This is a genomic window from Ignatzschineria sp. LJL83, from assembly GCF_054871845.1.
This window is the reverse complement of sequence record NZ_JBTXLY010000008.1, coordinates 102,733-122,409: the sequence shown is the minus strand read 5'-3', so window position 1 is coordinate 122,409 and position 19,677 is coordinate 102,733. Positions and strand designations below refer to the sequence as shown.

The following is a 19,677-nucleotide window of genomic DNA, read 5'->3' as shown; positions in this document are numbered from 1 at the left end:
GAAATGAAATTGTCACTTCAGTGAATTTCTCCCTTATTTAGTATGACAATTAATAATCCCAATTAGGAGCAGAACAAATGAGTAACTTTATCGAAATGCCAAAACGTGGCGTAATTATGGATGTTGTAAGCGTTGAAGAAGCAAAAATCGCGGAAGCAGCAGGTGCTTGTGCGGTAATGGCGCTTGAGCGTGTTCCTTCAGACATCCGTAAAGAAGGCGGCGTTGCAAGAACTACAGATCCAGCATTAATTGAAGCGATTCAAGCAGCGGTTTCTATTCCTGTAATGGCAAAAGTTCGTATTGGTCATATTGCTGAAGCAAGAATCTTAGAAGCATTAGAAGTTGATTACATCGATGAAAGTGAAGTATTAACGCCAGCAGATGATGTTTTCCATCTTCTTAAAAGCGATTACGAAGTACCATTCGTATGTGGTTGCCGTAACTTAGGTGAAGCACTTCGCCGTGTTGCTGAAGGTGCAAAAATGCTCCGTACAAAAGGTGAACCAGGAACAGGTAACATCGTAGAAGCAGTTCGTCACATGCGTGAAGTAAATGCACAAATTCGTCAATTAACAACAATGTCTGATGATGAATTAATGGTATTTGCACGTGATAACCAAGCACCTTACGAGCTTGTAAAACAAGTGAAAGAACTTGGTCGTTTACCAGTTGTAAACTATGCAGCAGGTGGCGTTGCAACTCCAGCTGATGCGGTATTAATGATGCTTTTAGGCGCAGACGGCGTATTTGTGGGTTCAGGTATTTTCAAATCTGAAAACCCAGAGAAATTTGCGCGTGCAATTGTAGAAGCAACTAAAAACTACGAAGATTTCAAATTACTTGCAGAACTTTCAAGAAACTTAGGTACGCCAATGCGTGGTCTTGAGATTTCAAAAATCGACGAAAGCGAAATCATGTCAGGTCGTTAATCAATGCTTGAGATTTGAATGAAGCCTGTTGAGAGAGCTTTGTTCAAATCACAGATCAAAAATGCCGAAGAGTTTTAGATTCTTCGGCATTTTTTATAGGGTGTTTTGATGATTCTAATTAAAGATCACACATTTCGGGAGCGAAAGAATGGATGCTTTTTACAATCGTGCGCCCGCAAATATCGCATTTTTAATTTAACGTGTTATTAGAATCCGTTGTGTTTTGTCCATCAAGTGTTGAAATCTCGCAGTTGTTATCTTGATTGCCGTAAACAACACATTCTTCAAGACGCTTTGCAGCATCAACACCTTGCGCGCATGCTGCAAGAAACGTAGAAGCAGTTAAGAGAAGTAGAATCTTTTTCATATTTCAATCCTTGAATATTAGTCAGCTATAAGTGGTGAATGTTGTAAATAATTATAAACTATAGCAGTAAATGATATCGAGATTCACTTTGAAAGTTGCTTTGAGAATTACTTTGAAAGTTCTATTATTCTATTTAAGCCAATTATTCTATGTTTTAGTTTTATATTTTGCGGATTTAGATTCATTGAAAAGACGGCTTAGAATCTTGATCTACTTGATAGCTATTTTGGTTTAAAATTCTAGTTCGAATTCTAGTTCTAATAACAGGATTAATATTGCTGGCGCATGATGTTCAGAAGAATGCAAGCATTCGACCCAGCGATGAATCAGCCTCTATTTGAAATGGATCGTTCTAAAATCGATATTATTACCGAATGAATTTTGATAGATTTTTATTATGTTCAACGTTTGTATTCAAAGTTTGTATTAAACTTATCTATTCGATTTTTTATTCAAATTTTATGAAACTCTTTTAACAAGTTCTCAATCTTTGATAATTTTCTCAAAGGAATTGAGGTAACTATAAAAACTGGAAAAATAGTATGAAAACAACGGTTAAAACGCCGGCAACATTATTTTTGGATCGCAAAAAGTTCGCTTATGAAGTCTTTGAATGTACCGGAGAAGTGGAAGGAACCGCTGAGTTTATGGCAAATTTCCTAAATGTACCGCTTCATGACATTATCAAAAGTATTGTGTTTATGGATGAGCGCAATAAAGGTTATATGGTGCTTCAGCACGGCGATTTAACGATTGATACAAAAATTCTACGCAAGGAATTAGGCGTTAAAAATGTACGCCCAGCGCCGTATGAATTTGCCCATAAATGGACAGGTTACGAATTTGGTGGAACGTCGCCATTTGGCATTAAAGCCAATATTCCGATTTTTGCCGAAAGCTCGATTTTTGACATGGAATCGTTCTACATCAATGGCGGAAAACGTGGCGTCAATATTAGAATCACGCCGGAACTTCTGAAAGCCATTGGCGTAAAGCCGATTGAAGTCACGAAGTAAGATTTTCTCTTGGATCCGAATAGATCTGTTTTCCCTTCTGTTTCCTTGAGTTTCTTGGGAATTTAAAGAGGATTATGAATGCGTTAGATATCGGTAAATAACAGATGTGTTTGGGTATGACGTCTTATATTTATTCTCGCTTTAGACTTTGCTCTTTGATTTCTCGTGATATAGTGATTTTTATCAAAATTTCATAACATCATGAAAATAAAAGCGCTTTATATCATTTTGAATCATGTGAGATGAAAGGATATTGGGAGCGTAGATAAGAATTCACAGATGACAAATCTTAGGAGGATTTATGAAGAGTTTACGAAAAACAGTGTTAAGTGTTGCGATGATTACGGCAATGGGATTAGTTTCCGTGAATGCCGCAGAAGTGCCGGCAGATGTCACGCTTCATAAAGAGCAAAAACTGGTGCGTAACAATGCTGCAGAACCACAATCATTAGATCCGCATAAAATAGAAGGAGTGCCGGAAGCGAATCTGGTACGAGATCAGTTTGAAGGGCTTGTGCGCATTGATGTGGATGGCGATATCGTTCCTGGCATTGCGGAATCTTGGGAGAATGATGATTACAAAGTTTGGCGTTTTAATTTACGTCAAAATGCAAAGTGGTCCAATGGAGATCCTGTCACGGCGCATGATTTTGTGTATGCTTGGAAACGCTTAGTAAATCCGGCAACGGCGTCGCCTTATGCGAGTTATTTGCAATATGCACATGTGGCAAATGTGGATGATATTGTGAATGGCAAAGCAGATGCTGAAACGCTTGGCGTTAAAGCATTGGATGATTATACGTTTGAAATTACGCTCAGTGAACCTGTGCCTTATATCGATAAGTTGGTGGGTCATACTTCTGTTGTACCGGTGCATCAAGCAACTGTTGAACAATATGGCAATCAATGGACCTCTCCGAAAACCTTTGTCAGCAATGGTGCCTATAAATTGAAAGATTGGGTTGTGAATGAGCGTATTGTTTTAGAGCGTAATCCTGAATATTGGGCGAATGATCAAACCGTTATTGATGAAGTAACTTTCTTGGCGATTACGTCAGAAGTGACGGATGTAAACCGCTATCGTAGTGGTGAGATTGATATGACGAATAATCAGCTTCCGACAGATCTGTTTGCGAGATTACAGCGAGATCTTCCTAATGAAGTGAAAATTTCTCCCTATTTGTGCACCTATTACTATGAGTTGAATAATCAGAAGGCACCGTTTAATGATCCGAAAGTGAGAGAAGCGGTAAAGCTCGCATTTAGCCAAGATATCATTGCTAATAAGGTCATTGCGCAAGGACAAATGCCAGCATTTGGTTTTACGCCACCGGCAACACAAGATATGCAAGCGATTGAGCCCGTATGGTTTAGTGAATGGACACAGAAAGAACGTAATGAACGAGCGAAACAGCTCCTTTCTGAAGCCGGATTTGATGCGAGAAATCCACTGAAATTCACGCTGTTATATAATACGAATGAATCTCATAAAAAAGTGGCAATTGCAGCTGCTTCTATCTTAAAACAGAATGCCGGCATTGAGGTGAATCTTGAAAATCAGGAATGGAAAACCTTCTTAGATAGTCGTCATCAAGGAAATTATCAAGCAGCAAGAGCGGGATGGTGCGCCGATTATGATGAGCCTTCTACATTCTTAAATATCATGCTTTCTACGAGTAGTAATAATACGTCACATTATAAGAGTGAGAAGTTTGATCAGGCGATGAGAAGTAGTATTACCGCAACAACGGAAGCAGATCGTATTAAAGCGTATCAAGATGCCGAGAGAATCATGGATGAAGAGAGCGCAATATTACCGATCTATTACTATGTCAGTCCTCGTTTAGTAAAACCGTATGTGGGCGGATATAGTGTGAAGAATCCAATGGGATATGCGGCAACGCAAGATCTCTATATTATTGAACATTAATATGAGCTTCATGGAATGTTAATGTGAAGTAGATATTGGAGTAAGATACTTTAAAGTTCAAAATATCTTCATATCTTCATATTTTCGAAATCAATTTGAAATAAATTCGAAATGAAATGTCATGAAAGGGCGCATCAGCGCTCTTTTTTATTGTTCTTTTTATTGTAAACGAATTCCTTGATTTGTAATAAAAAGAGAATGCTCCCAATTTTGATCCATTATCTCCTAACTTATTGAACATCCTCTTTCTGCAAACCTTTTTTGGCAGACGATGGGAAGATGATTAATGGAGCGGAGGTTAAAGGATGGAAGATGGAATTTACGATTGAAGAAATGCCGGCAGAATCATTGCATCAAAAATCTCTATTTCAAAAAAGAGGGAGGTTCCTGAAACAGATTTTGGGCGATCGGAAATCCATTCAAAGGATCATTCGCTGGCTTAAAAATGTTGTCGAGCATCTGCCAAGTGTGAGAAATCCCATCTTTTCTATTTTAAATAATGGAACAAAATTGTCAGCGAGGAGAGAGCTTGGGGTAGTGTTGGGAGTATTGCTAATGATTTTGCTGAGTCTGATAGGAAAGGATATTTGGCAAGCATCTATATATAAGAATCAGAATAGTTTTCTACAGCAGAAACTATTACAGAAAACGATAGAGAGAAGTACTGTGGGACAACAAACATCTCCCTTTGTCGATTTTTTACAACAAGCTTGGCTCAAAGAGAATGCCGGCAATATGCGTCAGCTGCTAACATTATTACCGGCATTAGGACGATATTTTGATGAGAGCGGAGAGAAGATGATATTGACGGCATTTCGGAAAGAATTGAAAGATCCCCATTTTTATATTGAGGGTACATCAATGCAATATGACGCTATATTTCGCTTGGAAGCATTCTTTATGGAAAATAGATGGAAATCTACTTTAACGTTAGATACAGATTCTAAGACAGCAGATTTCAAAACCTTTCAGCTGAAGGTATTGCCGGATTTCAGTGCTACTCATAGTATCGTCACGAAATAAGATTGATAAAATGAAGGCTGTTTTAAGAGAGTTACAAGCATTTACGAAAAGAGATCTGCAAGAGTATCGGTTGCAGGACTATTTTGCATTAAGTCGAGGTGCGCGTTGGTGTGTATTAAGTGTTGTCATGCCCTGTATGTTATTACTGCTCTTTTTTCTGTGGCGTTATGTTTGGGGAGCTGAATTGTTAGAAGCGCATATCGTACCTCAACAAAAAGTTGCACAACAGCTTCAAGCGATACAGAAAGAGATCGATAGTCATCAGCAGTTTGTAACGGTGGCGGAAGCTATAAACCTTTTGGATGTTGTGAATGACACATCTTTAGAAAAACAACCATTTTCAGAAGTAGATTTAATTCATCAAGTAGAAACACTATTGCTAGAAAGTGGATTAACACAATTAGCGCTTCGACCTCAAAAGAGGGAAGTTATTTTCCCGGGAAAAAGAGAACGGCAACGATCTGAAGATTTTCCTTTGCTACCCAGTGAATTAACCACATCTTTAATATCGATGAAGCCTATTGGGAGAAGTCATCAAGTATCGATCGAGAATATTTCAGATGCGCAAAAGGTGATAAATCTGGAGCTAGAGCTATCTATTTGTGGTCAATATTCGCAATTATTCTTGTTTTTGACGTTATTAGAGCAATTATCGCCGGTTTTTTATGTAGAGAGATTATCAGTAGTAGAAAAAGAGATCTCGTGTTCGGTGCAAGCTTTGGAGCGAGTGAATGCGTACAACTTAGTTTTACAGTTCTATGACCTCCCCACTTTGCATCATGCTTATCAGTTCTTTTTAGAAGGGGAAAAGTCATCCCTTGTTAGCGGGTTTCCGAGAACGATGACAGATATTCAGAACTATCTAAATTATTGGAACCCTCAGAGCCATCAGAGCCATAGTCTAGTCAATAATCCAGATGATTTATTTCAATCTTTACGAGTATTATTTCAGTCATTTACCACTGAGAAAGAAGCTATTAGCCCATTCGATATGGCGCCCAAAAGTGAGTCTGTTCATTCAGAGAATCTGTATCGTTGGCATATGGGAGAAATGTATCAAGGAATGCGTTTAGTCGGCATTGTCATGCAAGAGGTAAGACCTTTTGCCATCATTGAGCATCGAGATCGGCGTTGGGAGAAGGTCAGCGTAGGAGAGCATCATATTATTCGCATGAAATCTCACTATTTAGAGTTGCAGTTGCCAATTTTAGAAAATAAGCAGATACGTTAATCAAATACGTTAATGAGATATGTGAATAGAAACGTCGTCAGAAAAAGAGAGTTAAATGTGAATATAGAAAGGAAGAGTATTAGGTATGGTTCTTGGTATGCAAGTCTTGAAACGATCATAAGAAATAGCGTCATTGGTGTAACGGATGTTGTCACAATCCTGAGTGTGAAGAGAAAGTTGCGATTTCCATGTTCTGTAGGGCTATCTCTTTTTGCTAAGGTACTATTGCTGAGTATATTCATCATGGATATATCTTTTTCTATGGAACGAAATACGGCTGATCTTTCTAATCCCCTTCCAAACAGCTCGGTAGTGAGCTATGAGATAGATGATTCTCTGAGACAATCTTTAATCTCTTCTTCCTCAAACGGCAAGATGAGTTTTGCGTTTCATGATGTGAGTTTGACGTACTTAATGAAATTACTGGCATTTGAAAGTGGCCAAAATATTATGGTGCATCCTTCCGTTGAGCAAAAGCTTACATTAACGCTGTCTGATAAAAGCTTTGAAGAAGTACTTGATCTTGTTCTGCTCTATACCGGTTTGCATAAAATGATTCATCACGATGTAATTTTTATTACGAATGAGAAAGAATTTCATCGAATGGATAAGGGCGATCTAGTCACGGAGGTTGTTGCTTTAGATTATGCGGAAGCCGAAGAGTTACTAAGTATGCTAGAAAAGCATCGGTTTGACGGTGGTATTGAACGCACTTATCAAAGTTCTATCGGTGCAGATCAAAGACTCAATCAATTAGTGATTACAGATCAAAGGGCTGAAGTGATGAAGCTCAAGCAGGTTATCCGACAACTAGATCAGCCGGCAAAGCAAGTTGAGATCTCCGCATATATCGTTGCGGCATTTGATGATTTTGCAAAAGAGCTGGGCGTGAATTGGGGATTAAGCTATCAGAGTGGATCGCAGAATGTCGGGGGAAATATCTCTTCTGATCAAGCAGGCGCAGGAAATCTTGGAAGTTTAGGTTCGCTTACCTCTTTGGGCGTTTTACGTCCTAATTTTTCGATGGCTTATATGATTCTTGGAAAAGGATTGAATTTAGGATTGGAATTATCGGCGATGCAATCAGGCGGTCGCGGGGAAATTATCTCCAATCCTACGGTGCTCACAACGAGCCGGAAATCCGCTTATATTAAACAAGGAAGTGAAGTTGCTTATTCCACAAGTTCCAATGACGGCACGAATACCCAGTTTAAAGAAGCTGTGATGGAGCTGAATGTCACACCGCAAATTACACCGGATAATAAGATCATGATGGATATTTTTATCTCTAAAGATGAAATCGCAGGTTATACGGCAAACGGTGAGCCAATGATTGCAAAAAAGGAACTCAGTACTCAAGCGATCGTATCTCATGGAGAAACGATTATTTTGGGTGGCATTTATGAATATGAAAATATCGAAGGCTCTCAAGAAGTCCCATTTTTAAGTCAGCTTCCTTTTATTGGCGCTCTGTTTAAAAAAGAGACGACCCAAAGGCGAAAAGCGGAGCTCTTAATATTTATTCGACCACAGATAGTTGATACACTAATACGTTAATCGAGTTAACTCATTAATATCCTCATAGATAATTGAACTCAGATAGGAATGATCTATTAATAACTCATAAATGTTTTATTCAATGGCTCATTGATAAGACATTTATGAGTGGTTATTCATTAATCTAAGAGGTTAGTTTTGTGATGCTTGAATGTAAAATATAAAAATAATGTATTCAATGTGGGGAATAAAGTGTCTGAGGAAATTACAAATATCTTTTTAGTAGGGCCCATGGGTTCTGGAAAAACAACGGTAGGGAAGTTACTCGCTCAGGAATTGGCGTATCACTTTAAGGATAGCGATCATCAAATTGAAAAAATAACAGGCGTGACGATCCCTTATATTTTTGAGATGGAAGGGGAAGAAGGGTTTCGCGATCGTGAAGTCAAAATGATTGAGCAGTTATGTGATATGGAAGGAATTGTGCTTTCTACCGGCGGTGGCGTTGTTTTACGTGAAGAGAATCGAATTGCATTAGCTAAAAATGGCATCGTGATCTATTTGAATGTGCCACCGGCATCTCTTTATGAACGGGTTCGCTTTGATACACAACGTCCGCTTTTAAAAAATGATAATCCCCAAGCTGTATTAGAGAAGCTTTTTGATGTGCGTGATCCTTTGTATAGAGAAATTGCGGATTACATCATTTTTTCTGACAATATATCCCCGAAAGTAGTGGTTAGTGCTATCATAGACGGCATTATTGAAAATAAAACGCCGCTTCCTGAATGGCTTGTAGGAAATAGATAAAAATGAAAACTTTAACCGTAGATTTAGCCGACCGTTCGTACGATATTCTGATTGATAATAATCTCTTAGCTTCTAGACGATTTTCTGAAGAGTTCCCTCATGAGCAAAAACTCGTTCTGACCAATAATACGATTTATGCCCTGCATTCAGATCGTATTTTATCGTTAGTAGATGGTAATCGAGATCGAGTGGTCATTATCGAAGATGGGGAGCGATATAAAAATCTCGAATCTTTTGCGGAAGTACATACTCGCTTATTAGAGTTGGAGTTTAATCGCCGAAGCCTACTCATTGCTTTCGGTGGTGGTGTCATCGGAGATTTAGCTGGTTTTGTGGCAAGTACTTACCAGCGTGGAATTGAATTCATTCAAATCCCTACAACGTTATTATCGCAAGTTGATAGTTCTGTTGGCGGAAAAACAGGCGTGAACCATCCGCTCGGTAAGAATATGATCGGAACGTTTCATCAGCCTAAAAAAGTGTTGATCGATCTCTCAATCTTATCGACATTGCCACAGCGAGAATATATTAGCGGTTTAGCAGAAGTTCTAAAATATGGCTTTATTCAAGATGCGGAGTTTTTAGAATGGATGCGTATTCATTACGAAGCCATTTTAGCGAAAGATCCGGAAATTGTATCAGAGATGATCTATCGTTCATGTGCATGTAAAAAATGGATTGTCGATCAAGATGAGAGAGAGTCAGGTATTCGAGCAACCCTCAACCTTGGTCATACATTTGGTCATGCCATTGAAAAGTTAATGCAGTACCAAGGGATTTTGCACGGGGAAGCCGTTGCTATTGGCATGAATATGGCAGGTTACTTATCTTGCCGTATGGGCTTTATCAGTAAAAAAGATCAGTTATATATCACATCGTTATTAAATCTCTTTGATCTTCCATGTGAATCGCCTAAGTCATTTTCGCCACAGGAATTTTTGAACGTGATGCGTTTAGATAAGAAAAATGTGACGCAGAAAATTCGATTTGTATTGCTGGAAGCCATTGGTAAAGCAATCATTACTGATGATATTCCTGAAGAATACATTATTGAAGCAATAGAGTTCGGTACCCCATAATTATGCGAAAAGAAGATTTTTTTCGAGAGCTTCCTTGGTTAAAGCTTGGCCCAACTGAAGAAGTCATGCGAAAAATAAAACAGCATATTTTTTCTCATCGAGGAGATTTTTACGCGATTTATGGACCTGCGGGTTGTGGAAAAACGCGTTTTATGCAGGAGCTTAAAGCGCGGTTAGACAGCGATGACTTTGTGGTTGCGCATGAAGTAGTTGCGGGTAATAAGACGGTTTATCAGCAAGTTGCGAAAATTCTTGATACTAGCGAAGATGAAGCAGATATTATCGCGCGGTTAGAAGAGATTCCGCCTACAGGTCTGAAAATGGTATTGCTCGTAGATGATGCCGATGGCTTAACTAATGAGGAGCTCTCTTTTCTTTACCGCTTGAAAGAGCATGTGAACAAGAAATATCGCTCTCGACATCTAGTCATCGCACTCTTCATGGATTTAAATAATCAGGATATTTTTTCTAAAGAGTTACTGCTGAAGTCGAATAGCTTTACGATTGGCCCCATTAATTTGATTCAAGTAAAAGAGTTTGTGAATCATCTATATCAAGCACATGGTAAAGAATCGCCATATTCTATGGTGGAGCTAAAACGTTTACATGCATTCTCATATGGATATCCGGGCAGGGTTGCAAGACTCGTTGCACCGGACTTAGAGAGCCGATTTGAATTCAAACTGAAATATCTTCTACTAGGAATTGTATTATTAGGCGTGATTAGCACAGCGATTTGGTCGGCATTTCATTATCAGGATATTTTAGAATATTTTGATTCTGATGAAACTGAGCAGACAGAAGGATTACCGATTCCTCCCGCAAATGAGGAACCTATTACTACTTCGGATATTGTTGAAGATGCCGGTATTAATCCATATCAAGGCATTATCATTATGCAAGAAGGGGATTCTACGTTTAATCCTGATGCGCTATTAGATGATGTGATAGACGAGATATTAGATGAAGTAGAAGCGCCGAAAAATTAGTCGCGATACGTCAATAGTGATGATAGCAAAGACAAAAAACAGTAGAAAAAATGGTAGTAACAGTAACACTAGCAGTAAAATAGAACAAAATAGTAATTACATAAACACAATGATTAACCACAATTATTAAAAACGTTCATTACAGATGATCAATATATAAGGAACAATATGGTTTTACTTCGTTTACAGGATATTTCTTTAGCTTACGGCGCAAGACCACTTTTGAAAGAGGTGAGCTTTGCCATCTCTAAAGGCGAGAGAGTCTGCCTTGTTGGGCGAAATGGAGAAGGAAAATCATCATTACTTCGGGTAGTATCGAAAGAGGTATTGCCGGATGAAGGGGAAATTATTCAGAGTTCGGATCTTAAAATTGCCAAACTCGATCAAGAAATTCCTGAAAACTTAAGTGAAACAGTTTATGAAGTTGTCACAAGCGGTTTAAGTGCTGTGGGTGCGAAGCTTCAAGAGTATCATCAACTATTAGATGCCGGCGATGCCGTGGATTTAGATGCATTAGGCAGAGTGCAACAAGAGCTTGATCGCTTGGATGCTTGGACGATTGATTCAAGAGTTTCAGAGATTTTGACACGTTTAGAGCTTGATGGTAACAAGCGCATGAATGAACTTTCCGGCGGTTGGATTCGCAGGGTACTTTTGGCGCGTGTTTTAGTGAGTAATCCTGATCTTATTTTACTCGATGAACCGACGAACCATCTTGATATTGAGATGATTGAATGGTTAGAGAAAACTTTAGTGGATATCTATCAGGGCGCACTTCTATTTGTCTCCCATGACCGCCACTTCTTAGATAAAATTGCGACAAAAATTATTGAATTAGATCGTGGAAATCTCACAGAATATCCAGGATCGTATAGTGATTATCAAAAATTCAAAGCCATCGAAGTGCATAATGAAGAGATGGAAAATGCACTGTTTGATAAGCGTTTAGCGGAAGAGGAAGTATGGATTCGCCAAGGCATTAAAGCCCGTAGAACTCGTAATGAAGGACGTGTTCGTGCGCTGAAAGCAATGCGCAATGAACGAAGTGAGCGTATTGATCGACAAGGCAAAGTAACCCTTCATCACGAAGAAGCGAAAAAATCTGGTCGCCGAGTGATTTTAGCAGAAGATGTTTCTCTCTCTTTCGGCGATAAACCCTTAATTAAAGATTTTAACTTCACGTTAATGCGTGGAGATAAAGTGGGCATTATCGGGCCAAATGGTGCTGGAAAATCCACTTTAGTGAAAATTTTAATGGGCGATTTAGCGCCTGATAGCGGTGTTGTGGAACTCGGAACTCAGCTTGAAATTGCATACTTTGATCAGCTTCGTACAAAACTCGATCTTGAAAAAACAGTTATCGATAATGTGGGAGAAGGCAGTGACTTTATTGAGATTGATGGTAAGAAACGTCATGTGATTAGCTGGCTTCAAGACTTTATGTTTACGCCAGAACGTTCAAGAAGTCCTGTAAAATCGTTATCAGGAGGAGAGCGTAATCGTCTTCTCCTTGCAAAATTATTTGCGAAACCTTTTAACTTCTTAGTGATGGATGAACCGACGAATGATTTGGATATCGAAACTCTGGAGTTATTGGAAGAGTTGGTATCGAATTATGAAGGAACATTGTTGCTGATTTCCCATGATAGAGCGTTTTTAGATAGCGTTGTCACATCTGTTTTAGTCTTTGAAGAAAATGGAAAAGTGGAAGAATACATTGGTGGCTACAGTGATTGGCAAGAGCGAGTCCGCCAAAATACAACGAAAGAAGTAAAAAATTCTAAGGTAAAAGAGAGTCCTTCAAAAGCTGTGCCGGAAAAAAGTTCGCAAGTTGCGGTAGAAAAAAATACGAATAAGAAAAAGCTCAGTTACAATGAAGTTCGTGAATTAGAGAAGTTACCACAATTGATCAGTCAGTTAGAGGCAGAGATTGAAGCATTAGAAACATTGGTGCAATCCGCAGATTTCTATCAAACCGATCATGCGCATCAGACAGAAAAATTGACAGAATTGGCGGATAAAAACCAAAAGCTCGAAGAAAAATATGAGCGCTGGATGGAACTTGAGAATAATCAATAGAATTTTTTGTAAAAAAGGGTATGATTTACATCTATTCTTCTAGGAGAAAGAATTAAATGAAAAAAACAAGATATTTCATGATGTTAGGATTGGTTTTTTTAGCGGTAGGATGTTCTAAGTTTTCAATGCATCGTGTGGATGTATTTCAAGGAAACTATATCGAACAGCAACGATTAGAAAACTTGAAGCCTGGCATGACAAAATCAGAAGTCCAATTGCTCTTGGGAACGCCATTAATAGAAGATGTTTATGATCCTTCCATTTGGTATTACGTATTCTTCCACTCAAGTTCATCAGGTAGTGTGAAAGAAGCACGTCAAGTACGTCTACATTTTGATGCGCAAGGTCGTTATCAATATATTGATGGAGATATTGCAACGCCTGTGACAGTTGAAGATATTTCAATTGCGGAAATTGAGTAATCAACGTTGAATAATGAGATTAGGTTCTCTATTTAAGAGCGAGAATGATTCTCTCTATTTTGGAATCTCATGGAGATGATTTGAATAGAGTGAATCATTTTTTGTATGCTGATATTTCATGTTAGGCACAGATCTGTCGAGGATGAAGAGATGGTAGATCGCATAAATGTGCTTGCATGAGAGCGCTTTAATTGCGAGATTCGATCAATATTTCGTGAAAATGAAGTAAAGGGTTTCTGAGGGAGATAATTATCCAGATGAGTCATTTTAAAGTTTTATTAGCTTCGAGATCTCCTCGTCGCCGGGAATTGCTAGAGCAATTAGCAATAGATTATGAAACGGTAGATGTCGAGATCGATGAGTCAATAAAAGCACCGATTATGCCGGAGTTTTATGTAAAGCAGATGGCAGAACAGAAAGCGATAAAAGCCCTTAAAGACTTTGGCGCATTAGTCACAGATCGGCAATTACTCTTAACGGCAGATACGACACTGAGCATTGGCGGTAGGATTATCGGCAAGCCGAAAGATGAAGCAGACTTCATTCAGATTATGCATAGTTTATCGAACAAAACTCATACCGTATTCACGGCGCTGACATTGGTTGGGAAGCAAGATGGAAAAGATCGTTTTGTAACCATGCTGAGTGAAAGTGAAGTGACATTCTCTATTTTGCCAGAAGACTTCATCAAAAATTATTGGGCAAGTGGAGAACCTTGCGATAAAGCAGGGGGATATGCCGTTCAAGGAATGATGGCGGGATATATTCAGTCAATCAAAGGCAGTTATTCCGGCATTATGGGATTACCTCTTTTTGAGTTACGGAAAGCATTGGAAGAGTTTGACTATTTTCTGATGAATTAACAGAGATTGATAAATAATATGTGATACATTAATTTTCAATACTTTAAGCGAATATTTAAAATCAGTAATTTTAAAGCAAGACTTTAAAGCAAAACGTTAAAACAATACGTTAAATATTATAAAACAATAGATAATGATGACTCAGAGAGAGAATCTGTATTTGGTATCAATATGAATTCATTAGATGATAGAAAAAAAGTAGATGAATCTACGGCAATTGTAGAACAACCATCTTCCGAACAAGTAAAAGTAGAAAATGCCGATCAAGATGTTCCGGTGCAGGATTCAGACATTCCGACACTTTATAATGATGTTGTGATGAATGTGTCTGAAGTGGATGATGCAGAATTATCTCAAGATTCTGAGATGCCGGCTTTCACTGCAAATCAATTGCATACGCCATTTTCTGCAGACGGCGATTTTTCGGAATTTCCCGAGCTGAAAGCGGATAAAAAGATTACAGATGAAAGACAAGAGCCGGTATTACGAGATCATGATGCGTTAGAAGCGCCAGAATCTCGTTTTGTTGCAGTCGATAAAGATTCAGATGCGGAGAATGACGCCGTTAATGAGGAAGAGGAAGCTGTAGTTGTTCCTCCGAAAAAACAACGAAAAGGAAGCGCACTAGGTATGGGATGGTTTCAAGGATTTAATCTATTTATTTGTGGTCTGATCTTTGTGGGATTAGCACTATTTGCATACTTTATTTTTGGGGAAAAACCATTATATAGTGGCAAGCTTCCTAAATATGTCGTCATTGAAAATGAGGAATTAGGGGCAACAGCGGCCTTGAATCCTGCAATTCCAATGGAGGAGCGAAAAAGTTATATTTATGTTCCTAAAGTAAAACGTGAAGATACTTCAGCATTAGAAAAGCCCCATTTAGACAATCAAAATATTGCCGGAACTACGACAAAAATCGAAATGTATAGCGGTAATGAAGAGGCTGAAATTATTGAGACAACAGATAGTTCCGAAGCAGTAGAGCCGGCATTTGAGCTTTTCTCGATTGATCATAATGCTGACGGTGTTTCAGCAGAAGAGCTTGCGTTAGTGGATGGTTTTATTCTTCAGGCAGAGATTGCATTTATGCAGGGGAATTATGTGGGCGTTGATGAAATGGATGCCTATTTCTATTACCAACAAGTACTCGCATTAGATTCTAAAAATCGTACAGCATTGCAAGGATTAACTTCGATTGCAGATGTATATTATCGAAGTGCTTACGATGCGTTTAATTATGGGGATCTTGATGTCGCACAGCAATATCTTGCGATTGGTTTAGTGGTTCAGCCAAATCACAGATCTCTATTAGATTTGCAACAGCGCTTAGAGCAAGGGGCATTTGTGCCACAGAATAATAACAACGATTTTGGCGGATTTGAGTGGAATTAATGAAGGCATAATCAGTGAATGATTGCATATTACTGGTTGTATTAATCAATTGATGATGAAAAAAGAGATCCTAATCAGCGATCTCTTTTTTTTATGCTAAGCGGATTCAAACATTTGAACCCGCTATGACTCAGCCTCTATTTGATAATGGGATCCTCTTAAATGAATGTCATGATAGATATTGAAGGAATAAAACTTCGGGAATAAAAAAGCTTCTATCATTCTAGTCACACTAGATTTATCGATAGAAGCTTTGATTGTGAGGATCATTATTTACTTTGTCATGATCCTTAGAACATCCTATTAAGATGCCGGTTTGTCAGTTTCAATAAGAGCATCCACAAATTCTTCGGCATTGAACGGACGTAGATCATCAATGCTTTCGCCTACGCCGATAAAGCGAATCGGGATTTTGAGCTCTTCCGCAATCGCGAAGATAATCCCACCTTTCGCCGTACCATCTAATTTTGTGAAGGTAATGCCGGAAAGAGGAACAGTGCTATTAAATTGACGTGCTTGATTCAACGCATTTTGACCTGTTGAAGCATCTACAACTAGCATTACTTCATGCGGAGCGGTTTCATCATGGCGTTTTATGACACGATTAATTTTTCCAAGCTCCTGCATTAAGCCAGAATCGGTATGTAAACGGCCGGCAGTATCAGCAATGAGAATATCGATTTTTTTAGATTTTGCAGATTCCATTGCATCAAAAATTACAGATGCTGGATCAGCGCCTTCTTTCTGAGAAATAACAGCAATATTATTACGCTCGCCCCAAATCTCTAACTGTTCAACAGCCGCTGCTCTAAAAGTATCGCCGGCAGCAAGCATTACGGATTTTCCTTCTGCTTGGAATTTCTTCGCAAGTTTACCGATAGTTGTGGTTTTACCAACGCCATTCACGCCGATCATTAAAATGACATAAGGCTTATGGTTTGTATCAATCACTAATGGCTCAGAAACAGGCTCTAAAATATCCTTCATCTGTGTTTTTAATGCTGCAAATAAATCATCGACATTGGAGAGCGATTTTCGCGAAACAGAATCACGGATATTAGACAACATCTGATCGGTAACAGTAATCCCCACATCAGCCATTAATAGACGAGTTTCAAGTTCTTCGAGGATTTCTTCATTAATTTCTTTCTTACCCAGAAAAAGATCCGCAATCCCATCGGTTAAGTTACTGCGAGTTTTGCTGAGTTTGCTACTAAGCTTTGCAAAGAAGCCACTTTTTTTCTTTGGTTTCTCTTGCGTGACTTCTTGTTGAATTGCCGGTTCTACTTTATGAGAATCATCTTCACTATTTTCAGAAAGCGCTACAGTTTCAGGCGTTTCAGTTGGGGCAATAGAGTGATCTTGAGAAGTATCCGTTTCAGTAACGATTTTCTCAGTAGCTTCAATCTTTGATGCAACAGGCTCTTCAGATTCTTGAGTTGTGACCTCAGATTCAGAGCTAGATTCTACAGTTTCTTGGATAGAATCATCTTTCGATTGATCTTCCGCTGCTTTAATGTTTTTGGCTGCATCATTGGCAATCTCTTCGATAAAAGAGTGCTGAGGTTTAATTGCTTCATGATGTTCCGCATGCTCTTTCGTGCGTGAGAATGATTCATGAATTTCTTCAGCAATATCTTCTACAATCGATGTCGCGACATTTTTTGTTTCAACCGAAGATTGAGCTTCAGTTTGCTCTGATGTTTCAATGATTGTTGCAGGAATCGCTTGATCAATTTCTTGGGGTGCTTCTGGCGCTGATTGTTGTTCTGTAGATTCTACAGGTTTCTGTTCAACATCTTTTTTTCCACCAAATAATCTACCAAACCAACTTTTTTTCTTCTCAGCCATAACTTTTATCTTTTTAAATGAGGGATGATATTGAGGGTAAAATTCAAAGAATATTCTATCAGTTTCTTAGAATTTTTGCTCTTTGAGCGATGAAATAGGTCTATTCATATAGATGATGTTTTGATAATGACTAATTATTAGTAATATTGTAAATAGCACTTGTCAAAGTGAATTTAATGTTGCATTATGTCGACTGATTCTTTAGGCGTATAGCTCAGTTGGTTAGAGCGCCACCTTGACATGGTGGAGGTCGTTGGTTCGAATCCAATTACGCCTACCAAATTTTAGGGCCTTTAGCTCAGTTGGTTAGAGCTCTCGACTCATAATCGAGCGGTCGCTGGTTCGAGCCCAGCAAGGCCCACCAACCTAAAGGTCGAAACCCCACATATTTATGTGGGGTTTTTGTTATCTGTAATATATCTATCGGGATTTTGGGAAAGCCGGCTGTTCTTAGATGATTATTATGAATATTCTATGGCAGTAGAAAAATAGGGTAAATCATAAAATTCATTGGGAACTATGTTGATTAGTGTTGTGAAGAGCTTTGAGAGAAAATGGAATAGCTCCATAAACTTTTATTGGGAAGCCAAGATCTTTGCGTTTCAATATCTCAGAACCTAAATAGAGGTGTTCACTGTCTATTAATGTATTTTTATCAATAATTTTGAGAGAGTTGAAATCAACCGCGTTCAATTTTAAGTTATCAGGCAGGGCTATAAAGTTACCTTGATTTACTTCATAATATTTAGCCTGATTGTCAATGAAAAAGACATTTTCCCCATCAGTATAATAGTTGGTTAAATTAATTTGTTGAAATTGCTCAAAATTGATATTTTTTTTATCATGAAATATCGGAGCTTTATAGCCATATAATGCATTTTTATAGATATAGAGTTCATCGCTGACTTCTCTAAAATGGCTGATTTCTAAAGGTTCATAGGCCCTACTTTTTTGATTATAAATGTAAACATCCTCTGCATCATGTTCAAACAACTCACGTTTCCAATAGTGTTGGTAAAATTTTTGATCATTTTCTGCGTAATATAGTGGGCCTTTGCGCTTAATATCACAACCTTCTTCTCTGCAATCATTAATTTTATCAATATTATTCATAAAATAGAGTTTTTGATCACGCTCAAATAATATAGTGTGAGATGTGTTGATTACCATTTTAGGACGAATCTGATTTAACTTTAATTTATCGAGATCTACAGTTTCAGCAATTTTTTTCTTATCATAGTTATTATAGCGATCACCATTTTTTAGATAAGCCACGGGTCCGGAAATATTTTGTATGTCATGAATTGTATAAGGTAGCTTTAACATATTGCTGTAGGGCACATTTCTATAAAGGTTCTCATCGTAGAGCAGATAGCCATCAATTACTTTTGCAATGATTTCATCACCGCTATTATGAGCGAGCTGAGCATTGAAAGAACAGCATTTCTCAGGATCGTTGTACGTACCAAACCAATACAGCCCCTTTTTATCACTATAAAAATTCTTAGATATGTGTTTAAAGGTTGAAATGTCTAGGTTATATTCTGTGACATCCACAAACTTAGGATTACTTCTTGTGTCTTGCAATGCTAAAAAAATAGAATTGTTAGAGTCTTGCCATAGATATCGCTGAATTCGCTCCCATTCTTTGGGAATATTGAGCCAATATTCCTCACCGTCATATCTAAAAGGTCCAAAATAATAGATAGTATTTTGATCAAGATAGATGTTACCTACTTGTTCATGATCAGTATAGAGGATTTCTAATTGATCGTAGGAGAATGGAGGTAAAAGCTCTTTAAAGTTGGAGTGTGCGGATCCATAGGGTTTAAACTTTTCCACAAAAAAGATATATTCTGTTTTCCCATAGTCGATATTATCAACAGTAAAAAATTTGTGACCATCCCAATTAATCCCTCCAACCATACCTATTTTTCCAATGATTTTGCATCGTGGGTGAATGATATACTCTCTTAAATTGTAGAATTCTGGGGAGCTTTTATTCAATAGGTAACTGTTAATCAAATCATCTCTTTCTTCTTTTAAACACTCAGTGAGATCTATCGCTAAAGATGGTTGTAAAAAATAGCAGAAATAAAGGAGGATAAAAGCGAAAAAGGACAAATACTTGGAGCGTTGTTTTTGGTAATTGTTCATGACATTTAATTTTTATAGTTTGGAATAAATAATATAATG

Annotated in this window: 16 protein-coding genes and 2 tRNA genes; 15 read left to right on the top strand and 3 right to left on the bottom strand. The window is 38.1% G+C overall.

The window, feature by feature from the left end; translation table 11 throughout:
- Window positions 1–77 precede the first annotated feature (77 nt).
- Complete coding sequence (gene pdxS, locus ACYSN2_RS06840; RefSeq protein WP_461749508.1) at window positions 78–929, top strand: pyridoxal 5'-phosphate synthase lyase subunit PdxS; 852 nt, start codon at window positions 78–80, stop codon at window positions 927–929.
- A gap of 190 nt (window positions 930–1,119) precedes the next feature.
- On the opposite strand, the gene ACYSN2_RS06835 is transcribed toward pdxS, so the two are convergent.
- On the bottom strand, window positions 1,120–1,296 hold the full coding sequence (locus ACYSN2_RS06835) for a hypothetical protein (RefSeq protein WP_461749507.1): 177 nt from the start codon (window positions 1,294–1,296) through the stop codon (window positions 1,120–1,122).
- 542 nt (window positions 1,297–1,838) lie between these two features.
- Between ACYSN2_RS06835 and ACYSN2_RS06830 the strand changes: the two genes are divergently transcribed.
- From ACYSN2_RS06830 to ACYSN2_RS06775, 12 genes are all read left to right on the top strand, one after another.
- Window positions 1,839–2,312 (top strand): aminoacyl-tRNA deacylase, encoded by a 474-nt coding sequence (locus ACYSN2_RS06830; RefSeq protein ID WP_461749506.1) that lies wholly within the window; start codon window positions 1,839–1,841, stop codon window positions 2,310–2,312.
- A gap of 301 nt (window positions 2,313–2,613) precedes the next feature.
- A complete protein-coding gene (locus tag ACYSN2_RS06825) occupies window positions 2,614–4,242 on the top strand; it encodes an ABC transporter substrate-binding protein (RefSeq protein WP_461749505.1) in 1,629 nt (542 codons plus the stop codon).
- Window positions 4,243–4,554: 312 nt separating this feature from the next.
- Window positions 4,555–5,265, top strand: coding sequence for a hypothetical protein (locus ACYSN2_RS06820; protein WP_461749504.1), 711 nt, complete (start codon window positions 4,555–4,557; stop codon window positions 5,263–5,265).
- A gap of 10 nt (window positions 5,266–5,275) precedes the next feature.
- Window positions 5,276–6,496: a hypothetical protein gene (locus ACYSN2_RS06815; protein ID WP_461749503.1), complete on the top strand. Its 1,221-nt coding sequence runs from the start codon at window positions 5,276–5,278 to the stop codon at window positions 6,494–6,496.
- 261 nt (window positions 6,497–6,757) lie between these two features.
- Complete coding sequence (gene pilQ / locus ACYSN2_RS06810; protein ID WP_461749502.1) at window positions 6,758–8,053, top strand: type IV pilus secretin PilQ; 1,296 nt, start codon at window positions 6,758–6,760, stop codon at window positions 8,051–8,053.
- Between the two features lie 192 nt (window positions 8,054–8,245).
- A complete protein-coding gene (locus ACYSN2_RS06805; RefSeq protein ID WP_461749501.1) occupies window positions 8,246–8,803 on the top strand; it encodes a shikimate kinase in 558 nt (185 codons plus the stop codon).
- 2 nt (window positions 8,804–8,805) lie between these two features.
- Window positions 8,806–9,882 (top strand): 3-dehydroquinate synthase, encoded by a 1,077-nt coding sequence (gene aroB, locus ACYSN2_RS06800; protein ID WP_461749500.1) that lies wholly within the window; start codon window positions 8,806–8,808, stop codon window positions 9,880–9,882.
- A 2-nt stretch (window positions 9,883–9,884) separates the two neighbouring features.
- Window positions 9,885–10,871: an AAA family ATPase gene (locus ACYSN2_RS06795; protein WP_461749499.1), complete on the top strand. Its 987-nt coding sequence runs from the start codon at window positions 9,885–9,887 to the stop codon at window positions 10,869–10,871.
- A gap of 168 nt (window positions 10,872–11,039) precedes the next feature.
- Entirely contained in the window at window positions 11,040–12,950 is a 1,911-nt protein-coding gene (locus ACYSN2_RS06790; RefSeq protein WP_461749498.1) for an ATP-binding cassette domain-containing protein, read from the top strand.
- Window positions 12,951–13,006: 56 nt separating this feature from the next.
- On the top strand, window positions 13,007–13,372 hold the full coding sequence (locus tag ACYSN2_RS06785; RefSeq protein WP_461749497.1) for an outer membrane protein assembly factor BamE: 366 nt from the start codon (window positions 13,007–13,009) through the stop codon (window positions 13,370–13,372).
- A gap of 257 nt (window positions 13,373–13,629) precedes the next feature.
- Window positions 13,630–14,235, top strand: coding sequence for a Maf family protein (locus tag ACYSN2_RS06780; RefSeq protein ID WP_461749496.1), 606 nt, complete (start codon window positions 13,630–13,632; stop codon window positions 14,233–14,235).
- Between the two features lie 171 nt (window positions 14,236–14,406).
- A complete protein-coding gene (locus tag ACYSN2_RS06775; protein WP_461749495.1) occupies window positions 14,407–15,630 on the top strand; it encodes a tetratricopeptide repeat protein in 1,224 nt (407 codons plus the stop codon).
- A 303-nt stretch (window positions 15,631–15,933) separates the two neighbouring features.
- Here ACYSN2_RS06775 and ftsY read toward each other — a convergent pair whose 3' ends face one another.
- On the bottom strand, window positions 15,934–17,481 hold the full coding sequence (gene ftsY, locus ACYSN2_RS06770) for a signal recognition particle-docking protein FtsY (RefSeq protein ID WP_461749494.1): 1,548 nt from the start codon (window positions 17,479–17,481) through the stop codon (window positions 15,934–15,936).
- Between the two features lie 203 nt (window positions 17,482–17,684).
- On the opposite strand from ftsY, the gene ACYSN2_RS06765 reads away from it, so the two are divergent.
- Window positions 17,685–17,761 (top strand) — tRNA-Val (locus tag ACYSN2_RS06765).
- 7 nt (window positions 17,762–17,768) lie between these two features.
- Window positions 17,769–17,845: transfer RNA gene (locus ACYSN2_RS06760), tRNA-Ile, on the top strand.
- A gap of 143 nt (window positions 17,846–17,988) precedes the next feature.
- Here ACYSN2_RS06760 and ACYSN2_RS06755 read toward each other — a convergent pair.
- Window positions 17,989–19,638, bottom strand: coding sequence for a hypothetical protein (locus ACYSN2_RS06755; protein ID WP_461749493.1), 1,650 nt, complete (start codon window positions 19,636–19,638; stop codon window positions 17,989–17,991).
- Between the last annotated feature and the right edge of the window lie 39 nt (window positions 19,639–19,677).